The sequence below is a fragment of the Acinetobacter sp. YH12046 genome, from assembly GCF_013419905.1.
Classification (GTDB): Bacteria; Pseudomonadota; Gammaproteobacteria; order Pseudomonadales; family Moraxellaceae; genus Acinetobacter.
Window position 1 is genome coordinate 36,193 of sequence record NZ_VOZF01000024.1, and the last position, 11,271, is coordinate 47,463.

The window sequence follows — 11,271 nt, forward strand, 5'->3', positions numbered from 1 at the left end:
GCCATCTTTTCGTTTTATTTATTCTTGTAATAAAGTCTGAGAAAATTATATTGATATTCCCCAAATTTTTCTGAATCTACATTACGGTTACGATCCATACGGATAGTCGATGCTTTATCGGCAATTTTATCCATATAGAACTGTGGATACTGCATATCAACTAAAGCATAACGGTTAATGGTTGCATCTTCGACATGACGCATATCCGACTCTTTTAATGCCAAAAAGTTTTTTCGATATTGTTCAGGGACATTAATTAAATATAAAGTATTGTTTTCCCAAACTTCCTTAAATCGCTGTTCATCAAAACTGATATTACCCAGTGCTGGATCGGCAACATACACCCGTCCATTTTTATAAGCTTTGTACACGACAAAATGTTTAAATCCTGCATAGGAAATAGGAACAATGGCGGGTTGTCCCTGTTTAACCAGATCTTCAAATTCCCCGCGATAGCCACCACTTTCCAGACCTAAGGCAGCAACAAAACGTTTCATATCAAGAAGGGAAAAGCTACGACGTTCGATGATTTTATCCGTTTCACCAAATTTCATTAGGCCATTCATGACTTGCTGCTCATCCAGCCGGGTACCTACATAGCCATTTAATAAAGTCGTAAGTGCTGCCGAACCACAACTATAATCATAAGCCTGACGCACAATTCCCTGAAACTGGTCTAACAGTGCAGGTTTGACTTCCACATGTTCGCGGTGCATACGTACGAAAGAATCATTTCTTGAATCAAGAACTTCAGTATAGTGAACAGCGCCTGGTGGCTGTTTTTTAATATCCAGAGCTTCTTTGGCAGCGTAATACATCAATGCCGAGCCCAATGCAATCTCTAACATATTCTTTTACTTTTCTTATCATTGGCATGATGTGCCTAATTTTTCTTTTTATAGAGTCTTCACTCTACTTCCCTGTAACTAGAAAGATACCTTCTTTTTCAAAAAAATACAGTCTTTTTTTATTTTTTTAGATAGATGTTGTAGTCATAAAAAAAAGCGCGTGTAAACACGCGCTTTTTTAAGGTAAAAATTAGTGACCAGAAATGGTAATAATTGCACCTTTTGCATATTGGCCAGGTGCCGGGCTAAAGTAAGTTTGCAGACCTTGAATTTCCATATCACCAATTGATGCTGCATTTTGGCTACCTAGGTGAATACCTTTCACATAGTTATCATGTGCACCACTTGTACTCATAATACGAATGAAACCATCGTTTGCACTTGATTCGCCAAATACACTGATGCTTTGGTTCAATGTCAAATCTTTAGTACCAGCATCGGTTAACTTGATGCTTTCAATGAAGATTTCACCTGGGCCTGAAGTGGTTACACCGTCAGCAACTTGTCCACCAGTCGTTGAATTATCAAGAATACCCAAATCTGTAATTGTTAAGCCGCCAGTCATTGTTGCATTCAGTTTAATCATTGCACCCTGTGGAGCAGCACCTAATTGAATATTGGCAGACATTGGACCTGTTTTAAGTGATAGGCCAGATAAAATCGCATTTTCCTTACCAGCACCACCACGGCGAATACTAGTAGCTGAAGCTAAACCATTTTCATAATCTGTAAGAGATGAAGCTGATCCTACAACCCCAATTTCACCGATGTTGATATCTAAGCCAGATACTTCTGCTGCAATGTTGATGAATGGATTACCAGCACCAGCATCTGAGTCAATGGTTAAATCTGCAAGGTTACGTGAAGCTAGTAAATACGCACCATTGTCATCGTAGTTTGCACCAATCACGATACCATTAGCTGTTGTTCTTCCTTTACCATTTGCTTTGATATAGATCGCACCTGCTTCACCAGTACCACCCACAATACCCTTAGCAGCCTCTCCAGGGCGAAGAACAACTCCATCATTATTATAAATTTCAATAACACCCGCTGTTGCAGTAGAGTCCTCAGCTAAACCATCATTATCATGGATAAATAGTTTTTCAATTTCAATTTTTGAAATACCGATACCGATTTTCAAACCGTCCTGACCTGTAGTCGCGCTTAGAGATGCATCGTCCAGTGATTGCATCGCCATTGCGTTTGCACTAAAAGCAACTGAAGCAGCTAAAGCCAATTTTGTGAATTTTTTCATTGTTTACTCTCCCAAGAGTACTATTTTTTTTGGTTGTGAATCACTCAGTGCCGACGTTGTGTTTTTTATTTTCTGACAACGCAAAGCATCTTTCCTTGAGTAATTTTGCTCGCCCACTTAAATTAACGTCGAGTCATATTTTGATCAACTGTTGTTGGTCGCAATATTGAGCTTACCGACAAACGGTATTTGATGATTTAGAAATATTTTTTCCTATTCTTGATATAAAATACCGGGTCATATCGGAATATGCGCTACTGAATGAACGAAGCTCCTTACCATTGTCCTTTAAGTTTTGCATCTCTTCAGCTTAAAGATCTATTGCATGCATTAAGCCCCTTAGATCACCTGATATATTTAAATAATAATGGGCAGCCTTTTATTGCCTGCTGTGCACAGAAATATTTTATGGTGCAAGATGGACAACCTCAGTCATTTAAGAGAGTGGATATCGAACAATATCAGGCTAATATAGCTAAACTCATCTTAGAGCTTGAGCAAACTCCAGATATTCAAGCGAATGAATTTTCTGGGGGTTATGTTGGGTTTATTGGCTATGATTACGCTGCTCAACAGCACATCCAATACCCGGAGCGAGCTCAACCTGGCTTATTTATCGGTCAATTTGATTCTTATATCAAGTTCGAAGCTGATCAATGGGTATTTTATAGTCATGATCCGCAAGCAGCAGATATTTTCAATCATCTTCAAAATCTATTAAATCAAGCCTCCATAGCGCCTAAGTTTCAATTAAAAACCCTTTGCAGCCCACGTTGGAACAAATCTCGCTATGCACAGGCATTCCAGGATATTCAGGATTATATTCTAGCCGGTGATTGTTACCAGATTAACTTAACCCAAGAATTTACAGCACTGGCTGAAGGTTCATTATTAGAAACTGCACATGCTTTCTGGACATTAACCAATGCGCCATATGCGGGCTATCTTCGTATTGGTGATTTTGAATTATTGAGCTGTTCACCTGAACTGTTTATTGATTTTGAAGCACATCGAAAAATTGTCACCAAACCGATTAAAGGTACCATGCCACGTTTTGCCGATCCGGTGCTTGATGAACAATCCAAACAACGCTTAAAAGACTCAAAGAAGGATCAGGCTGAAAATGTCATGATTGTAGATTTACTACGCAATGACCTCAGTGTTTATGCAGAAACAGGTTCAGTCAAGACACCTAAGTTATTCAATATTGAGTCATTTAACCAAGTACATCATATGGTTAGCGAAGTCGAAGCGACCTTAAAAGAAGGTGTACATCCTTTTGAGGTATTGCTGTATGCACTTCCAGGTGGATCAATTACCGGTGCACCAAAAATTCGTGCCATGCAAATTATTGAAGAGTTAGAAGGTGCTCCACGTGGAGCGTATTGTGGTTCATTAGGTTATTTTAATTTTGATGGAACAGGAAGCTGGAATATTCTGATTCGCTCGATTCAGAAATATCAAGATGAGGTTTCACTTTGGGCTGGTGGCGGAATTACGATTTCTTCTGACTGTGATGCAGAATATCAGGAGTGTTTTGATAAAGTCGAGGCCATGCTGGATTTACTCAATACCTGGTATAAACCTAAATAAATAAAAAAGCGACTCGGTTGAGCCGCTTTTTTATAAATCTCCCCTAACCCCTCTTTGTAAAAGAGGGGATTCTCTCTCTTTAAAAAGAAAAAGGTTCCCTCCTTTATCAAAGGAGGGTTAGGGTGGATTTAATTAAGCTAAAATATCATTCTTCAATGTATCCACTAAACGCTGATTTTGCTCATCTGTACCAATGGTAATACGTAAAAATTGATTGATACGAGGTTTATTAAAGTAACGTACGATAATGCCGCGTTCCCGTAATTCAGCTGCTAACTCACCTGCATCTTTTGATGGTAGTGAAGCAAAAATAAAGTTCGCACTTGATGGCAAGACTTTGAAACCGAGCTCATTCAACTGATTAACCAGTTTTTCACGACTGGCAATCACTTTAGCATTTTGTGCTTCAAAGTATTCCTGATCTTCGAATGAAGCGACCGCAGCCGCAATGGCAAAACGATCCATTGGATAAGAGTTAAAGCTGTTTTTTACCGCTTCAAGCGCTGCAATCAGATGTGGTTGGGCAATCGCAAAACCGACACGTAAGCCTGCTAAAGAGCGGGATTTTGAAGTCGTTTGACAGACTACTAGATTCTCATATTTCTCAACCAAACTCACTGCTGATTCAGCACCAAAATCTACATAGGCTTCATCAATGACGACTACTGAATCTGGATTCGCCTGCAGAATTTCTTCAATGGCAGACAAACTAAGCGCAATACTGGTTGGCGCATTCGGATTGGTGATGATAATGCCGCCATTTGGCTGTTTATAATCATCTACCACAATTTCAAAATTTTCATTGAGCGGCAAGATTTTGGTTTTGACACCAAAGAACTGGCTATAAACTGGATAGAAGCTATAGGTAATATCTGGATAAAGCAGTGGCTGTTCCTGAATAAAGAAGGCTTTAAAGATATGTGCTAGAACTTCATCAGAACCGTTACCGACAAAGACATTTTCAGCAGCCACATTTTGTTGTTTAGCTATGGCATGTTTCAATTCAGATGCATCGGGATCTGGATAAAGGCGTAAAACATCTGCGCCATTGGCTAAAACTTTTTGCACCGCTTCCACGACTTTCGGTGATGGTGGATACGGATTTTCATTGGTATTTAATTTTAAAAGGTTTTGAATTTTGGGCTGTTCGCCTGGAACGTAAGGCTCTAGCTCACGGACTTCAGGGCTCCAAAAACGCATTTGCTCTATGGTGATATTCGACATTTTCTATTCTCAAATTCCCTCTCCTTTTAGGAGAGGGTTAGGGAGAGGTCAAATAATTCCCCTTACCTAACCTCTCCCGAAGGGAAAGAAATATCTTTTATTTAATATAAGTATTTAATTACTGATAACGGTAGCGTGCTGAACGGGCATGCGCATCCAGATTTTCCTGCTGTGCCAGAACATCTGCAGTTTTCGCAAGGGTTTTCACACCATCTTCAGAACACATAATCAGGCTTGAACGTTTCTGGAAATCATACACACCCAGTGGTGATGAGAAACGTGCTGTACCCGATGTCGGTAATACATGGTTTGGACCTGCACAATAGTCACCAATCGCTTCAGGCGTATAACGTCCCATGAAGATCGCACCGGCATGGCGAATCTCTTCAGCCATTTCTTGAGCTTCATCCAGACACAGCATTAAATGTTCAGGTGCTACTTGGTTAATCAGCTCAATACCTTCAGCACGATCTTTCACAAGCACTAATGCACCACGATTGGCAATTGAAGTGCGGGCAATTTCTGCTTTTGGTAGAGCTAGCAAATGCTCTTCAATTGCTTGTTCTACTTCATTGAGAAGCTGTTCATCAGGCGTAATAAATACAGCTTGAGCAACAGTGTCATGCTCAGCTTGAGATAACAAATCCATCGCTAACCATTTGGCATTGTTCTGCCCTTCTGCATAGACCAGAATTTCTGAAGGACCAGCAATCATGTCGATACCGACCTGACCAAATACGGCACGTTTTGCCGCAGCCACAAAACGGTTACCTGGACCAGTGATTTTATCGACACGTGGAATGGTTTCTGTACCATAGGCCAATGCAGCAACCGCTTGTGCGCCACCAATGGTAAATACACGGTGTACGCCAGCCAGATAGGCAGCAGCCAAGACCAATGGATTCAGTTCACCATTTGGAGCAGGCACCACCATAACAATTTCACCTACACCTGCCACATGTGCAGGAACAGCATTCATTAACACCGAAGATGGATATGAAGCCAAGCCACCTGGTACATAGATCCCTACGCGATCCAATGGCGTCACTTTCTGACCCAAGGTATTACCTAGAGCATCGACATACGTCCAACCATCCTGTTTTTGTGCCTGATGGAATTCGCGAATACGGTTTGCAGCCAATTCTAAAGCTTCACGCACTTCAGTCGTTAAGCCTTCGAAAGCTGCTTTAAGTTGCTCTTGAGTCAGTTCCAAATCTGAAAATTGATGCGCTGGATGTCGATCGAACTGCTGAGTCAATTTAAGAACATGAGCATCACCATGCTGACGTACGTCAGCAATAATTTGGTCTACAGTTTTTAAAAGTTCAGGATCATTCACGGTTTCAAAAGCCAACAAGTCAGCAAACGCCTGCTTGAAGTTTTGATCTTGTGTCGATAAACGTCGCATCAATTTACCCATAAGGTTTGAATTCGAAGGCTTTAGTTTACCTGTTTTCAAAGACTTTGTCGGTAGCTAGAACAGACTTGTGCTATGAGTTTTATTGGAAATAGCTTTTGATAAAATTGATGAAAGCATTGAGCTTCTTATATTTATAATCAGCAATAAAAAACCGCCCAAAGTGGACGGTCTTTGATAAAGCTTAAATTTAAGCTTTTTTCGCCTGTTCGCGTGCTTCCACTGCTTGCTCAAGCTGAGCAAGAATCGGATTCAGTAATGCCTGCTTACGTTTAAAGCTGGCTTTGTTCACAATCAGACGTGAAGAGACTTTGCAGATTTCTTCAAGTGGTTCAAGACCATTGGCACGCAGTGTATTGCCTGTATCGACCACATCGACAATGTAATCACCTAAGCCCACCAATGGTGCAAGTTCCATTGAACCATAAAGCTTGATCACATCAACCTGTTCACCGAGGCTCGCGTAGTATTGACGGGTCAGATTCACGTATTTAGTCGCAATTTTTAAACGGCCTTTCGGACGCTCCATGCCGACTTTACCTGCTGTCATCAATTTGCAGTTGGCAATTTTAAGATCTAATGGTTCATAGACATTTTGCGCGCCATGTTCCATCAACACATCTTTACCTGCTACACCGATATCTGCCGCACCATTCTCAACATAAGTCGGCACATCAGAGGCACGTAAAATCAGGATACGCACCTGTTTATGCGTGGTTGGAAAAATCAGCTTTCGTGATTTATCCGGATCTTCCAGCAGGTTAATCCCTGCTGTTTCAAGCAGAGGTAAAGTTTCTTTTAAGATACGGCCCTTGCTTAATGCTAACGTTAAACCATGATCAAAATTGCCCATTACGTCAAAGTTTGGATCATCGTTTCTCATATCACTCATTAACTTACTCGCTTAATTTGGGCACCTAAACCTTGTAACTTTGCTTCGACATCTTCATAACCGCGGTCAATATGATAAATACGGTCAATCAATGTTTCTCCTTCGGCTGCAAGTGCTGCAAGAACTAAAGAGAATGAAGCACGTAAATCTGTTGCCATCACAGGCGCTGCAGAAAGTTTTTCTACACCTGTTACGACAGCATCATTACCTTCGACCTGAATATTGGCTCCCATACGAGCCAATTCAGGAACATGCATAAAACGGTTTTCAAAAATCGTTTCAGAAATTGTGGCAAATCCACGACCAATGGCATTGACTGCCATTAACTGGGCTTGCATATCTGTTGGGAAATCTGGATGTGGCAAGGTACGGAAGCTCACTGCTTTCGGACGTTTACCCATCATATCCAGTTCAATCCAGTCATCACCACGAGTGACTTCTGCGCCCATTTCCTCAAACTTATCCAGTACAGCTTCCATTAAAGCCGGATCTGTATGCGTGGTTTTAACACGTCCACCAGTAATGGCTGCAGCAGCCAAGTAAGAACCGGTTTCAATACGGTCGGCAACCACTGCATATTCACAGCCATGCAGGCTTTCTACACCGGTTACCACTAGCGTATCGGTATCCAGACCTTCAATCTTCGCACCCATCTTGATCAGCATTTGAGCAAGATCGGTAATTTCAGGTTCGCGCGCCGCATTACGAATCGTGGTCACACCATCCGCCAATACTGCAGCCATCAGAATATTTTCAGTACCACCCACAGTCACCATATCAAAGACAACTTCACCGCCTTTCAGACGACCATCGACTTTAGCATGGACATAGCCGGCCTCAACCTCAATCTCGGCACCTAAAGCTTCTAGTGCTTTCAAATGCTGATCGACTGGACGAGAACCAATCGCACATCCACCTGGCAGGGATACTTTTGCACTACCGTAGCGCGCCAATAGAGGACCAAGCACCAAAATAGAAGCACGCATGGTTTTTACGAGTTCATAAGGTGCAAACTGGTTATCCAAAGTAGAGGTATCTGCAATAACTGTATCGCCTTCATAACTAATCGTGATCCCAAGACCTGCGATCAGCTTTACCAAGGTATTTACATCTTTTAGATTTGGAACATTTTTAAGTGTGATTGGCGTATCAGCAAGAATCATTGCTGCTAATAATGGAAGCGCTGCATTTTTTGCACCAGAAATACGCACTTCACCGTCGAGCTTAATACCGCCCTGAATTAAGAATTTATCCATTAATTGATTAAGCTCCAAATAAGCTTGCTTTACGCCATTCTTCTTTGGTCAATGCACGAATGGTCACAGCATGCACTGCACCACTGGCAATATGGGAATTGAGAGGAGCATAAACAGCTTGTTGACGTGCAACCGGACGTTTACCTTCAAACTGATCATCCACAATACGGAGATCGAATTTTCCGCCCTGACCACTCACAGCAACATCCGCCTCAGGAAAAGCGGCTTTTAAAATTTCAGCGAGCTGTTCATTATTCATCACAAGACCTCTTATAGGACTAAGGGTGTAAAACGAGTCATTTTACTATAAATGTAAAAAATAATTCATTAGTCACATACATTATATATATAAAAAAAGAGGCTTTTAAAAACCTCTTTTTCCCCATTTGGTCGCTTAAATGGCTAAACTCTGATGATTCAGCTGCATTTCGCGATATCGGTCAATCTGTTTTTTTAATTTTTCCGTCAAAATTTTAATTGAGGTATACATGTCATCAGCATTAGCATGGGCAAAAAACTCAATACCCGGTAAACGGACAATCGCTTCTGCGATATGGTTACTACTGCCTCTTTTTGAGCGCTTATCAATCTGATGATCTTTGGAAAGCTTAACCTGCATGCTGTTCACCTGATCCAGATGTTTGGTCATCTGTGAAAATTTCGTTTTTATAGTTTCTTCAATCGCTGGCGTAATTGATAAATGATGTCCACGAATTGTTATTTGCATAGTTCTATCCCTCACCTTCGTTAGGATCAGAAGAGTCACAGTTAAAAATGAAAAGAATACAATAACTTGCTCAAGCAAAATCGTGATTTAAAGCATTTATTCAGATCATTTTTACCATTCCTCAAAAGAAAAAAAGATTCATTACGATGTCATAATGAATCTCTAGAATAATCAAATTTCAAAAACTAGATCAAGACTTTTCGCTCAGAAGAGGAAGGAATATGTAACGATTCACGATATTTCGCGACCGTGCGTCGTGCCACATCAATCCCCTCTTCTTTCAAAAGATTGGCAATTGCATTGTCCGATAAAGGCTTACGTGCATTTTCTTCAGCAATCATTTTCTTAATTTTGGCACGGATCGCAGTAGATGAAGCCTCACCACCCGAAGTCGTTCCCACATGACTCGAGAAGAAGTATTTCAGTTCAAATAAACCACGTGGGGTCAGCATATATTTGTTAGTCGTTACACGAGATACGGTTGATTCATGTAATTCGACTTCTTCAGCAATATCACGTAAAACCAGAGGTTTCATACCTTCAGGGCCAATTTCTAAAAAACTTTTCTGATGTTCAACAATACAGGTAGCTACTTTCAATAAAGTTTTATGACGTTCGTCGATACTTTTAATAAAGTTTTTTGCTTCCAGCATCTGATTACGAAGATATTGATTATCTTCACTTTGATCAGCACGACGGATCATATTGGTATAAAAAGAATTCAGTCTTAACTTTGGCATCACATCAGGATTTAACGTCACCTGCCAGCAGTCATTCTTTTTCATTACCACGACATCCGGGATCTGATAATCAGATTCTTTACTTTCAAACTCCAGCCCAGGATATGGCTTAAGAGTTTTCAGCAAATCAACCGCACAGCGTAATTGTTCCTGATTTAAACCAGTTTGCTTAATGAGTTTGGGTAATTCATTGGTAATCAGCAGCTCATAATGTTGCAGCAATTTAACCGCATCATTACGACAAGGGGTATTAACTGGTAGGCTATCTAGCTGAATCAATAAACACTCAGCTAGATTTCTGGAACCTACTCCAATCGGATCAAGACGCTGAATATGCTTGAGAACAACGAGTACTTCATCCTCTTCGATTTCTTCCTCATAATCCATGGAAGATAAAAGATGCTGTACTGATGCAGTAATTTCAGAAATTTCTGCATCCAGAAAACCCTTTTCGTCTAGAGAATCAATAATGCAGTATGCAATCAGCTGATCAATGCGAGAAAAATGCAGCAGATTAATCTGCTCGAGCATATATTCTTGTAAGCTTTGCTGGCTTTGACGGTTATCTTCACGCTCTTCGAATTCTGCTGCACCCAGACTTGTCGGTTGATGAGTATAGACATCATCCCAGTCGGTATCTACAGGTAGATCGTCCGGAAGATGGTCTGCATTGAGTTCATTGGTTAAATCCTTTTGACTCGCATCAACAGTCGAAAGACTTTCAACACTGATTTGCTCTTCAACTTTTTCTAACAAAGGATTACTATCAAGTTGTAGCTGGATTTCTTGCTCTAGTTCTAGACTGGATAATTGTAATAAGCGGATTGCTTGTTGTAACTGTGGAGTTAATGACAGCGAGTTGGCAATTCGTAATCCCACTGATAATTTCATATGACCCCCTAATAAAAATCTCGTTTTATAAGCAATTTTCATGCCGTTTTAACTTTTATAACATAGTTTGATAAAAAAACACACAAAACTATAGTGATTTCATGAACTCTACCGTCATTTTTATATAATTTTTTAAGCATTATTAATCACTTATTTTTATTAAACAGTAATTAACCAATTTGTAAATTAATATAATTTGATTTAATTTTTTAAATCTCACGCATAAAAAAAGCCCCCTGCGTGAGCAGAGGGCTTTTTAGGAATAATGAGCTGGCGATGACTTACTCTCACATGGGATACCCCACACTACCATCAGCGCTAAGAGGTTTCACTTCTGAGTTCGGGAAGGGATCAGGTGGTTCACTCTTGCTATGGTCGCCAGCACAACTGGTATGCTTACTCGCTATGGTCTTATCTACGTTGCT

The 11,271-nt window shown here is 40.5% G+C and carries 10 protein-coding genes and 1 rRNA gene; 1 reads left to right on the forward strand and 10 read right to left on the reverse strand.

Annotated features, from left to right (window positions below):
- Positions 1-14: 14 nt before the first annotated feature.
- Both FTU03_RS12390 and FTU03_RS12395 read right to left on the reverse strand, forming a co-directional pair.
- On the reverse strand, positions 15-848 hold the full coding sequence (locus FTU03_RS12390; RefSeq protein WP_179993145.1) for a C39 family peptidase: 834 nt from the start codon (positions 846-848) through the stop codon (positions 15-17).
- A gap of 190 nt (positions 849-1,038) precedes the next feature.
- Positions 1,039-2,106 (reverse strand): DUF6160 family protein, encoded by a 1,068-nt coding sequence (locus FTU03_RS12395; RefSeq protein ID WP_166139568.1) that lies wholly within the window; start codon positions 2,104-2,106, stop codon positions 1,039-1,041.
- A gap of 261 nt (positions 2,107-2,367) precedes the next feature.
- Between FTU03_RS12395 and FTU03_RS12400 the strand changes: the two genes are divergently transcribed.
- Positions 2,368-3,699: an anthranilate synthase component I family protein gene (locus FTU03_RS12400; protein WP_179993146.1), complete on the forward strand. Its 1,332-nt coding sequence runs from the start codon at positions 2,368-2,370 to the stop codon at positions 3,697-3,699.
- A 132-nt stretch (positions 3,700-3,831) separates the two neighbouring features.
- On the opposite strand, the gene hisC is transcribed toward FTU03_RS12400, so the two are convergent.
- From hisC to rrf, 8 genes are all read right to left on the reverse strand, one after another.
- Complete coding sequence (gene hisC / locus FTU03_RS12405; RefSeq protein ID WP_179993147.1) at positions 3,832-4,923, reverse strand: histidinol-phosphate transaminase; 1,092 nt, start codon at positions 4,921-4,923, stop codon at positions 3,832-3,834.
- 118 nt (positions 4,924-5,041) lie between these two features.
- Positions 5,042-6,343 carry a histidinol dehydrogenase gene (gene hisD, locus FTU03_RS12410; RefSeq protein ID WP_166139574.1) on the reverse strand — a complete coding sequence of 434 codons (1,302 nt, stop codon included), beginning with the start codon at positions 6,341-6,343 and terminating at the stop codon, positions 5,042-5,044.
- A gap of 187 nt (positions 6,344-6,530) precedes the next feature.
- Positions 6,531-7,232 carry an ATP phosphoribosyltransferase gene (gene hisG / locus FTU03_RS12415; RefSeq protein WP_005234128.1) on the reverse strand — a complete coding sequence of 234 codons (702 nt, stop codon included), beginning with the start codon at positions 7,230-7,232 and terminating at the stop codon, positions 6,531-6,533.
- Positions 7,232-8,488, reverse strand: a complete 1,257-nt coding sequence (murA, locus tag FTU03_RS12420; RefSeq protein ID WP_159124271.1) for a UDP-N-acetylglucosamine 1-carboxyvinyltransferase — start codon at positions 8,486-8,488, stop codon at positions 7,232-7,234. Before murA ends, hisG begins: the two co-directional genes overlap by 1 nt.
- Positions 8,489-8,495: 7 nt before the next feature.
- Entirely contained in the window at positions 8,496-8,747 is a 252-nt protein-coding gene (gene ibaG / locus FTU03_RS12425; protein ID WP_004783413.1) for a BolA family iron metabolism protein IbaG, read from the reverse strand.
- 135 nt (positions 8,748-8,882) lie between these two features.
- Positions 8,883-9,215, reverse strand: coding sequence for a ribosome hibernation-promoting factor, HPF/YfiA family (gene hpf, locus FTU03_RS12430; protein WP_004783414.1), 333 nt, complete (start codon positions 9,213-9,215; stop codon positions 8,883-8,885).
- A gap of 185 nt (positions 9,216-9,400) precedes the next feature.
- A complete protein-coding gene (locus FTU03_RS12435; RefSeq protein WP_125279334.1) occupies positions 9,401-10,846 on the reverse strand; it encodes an RNA polymerase factor sigma-54 in 1,446 nt (481 codons plus the stop codon).
- A 268-nt stretch (positions 10,847-11,114) separates the two neighbouring features.
- Positions 11,115-11,229, reverse strand: a 5S ribosomal RNA gene (rrf, locus tag FTU03_RS12440).
- Positions 11,230-11,271: the final 42 nt, after the last annotated feature.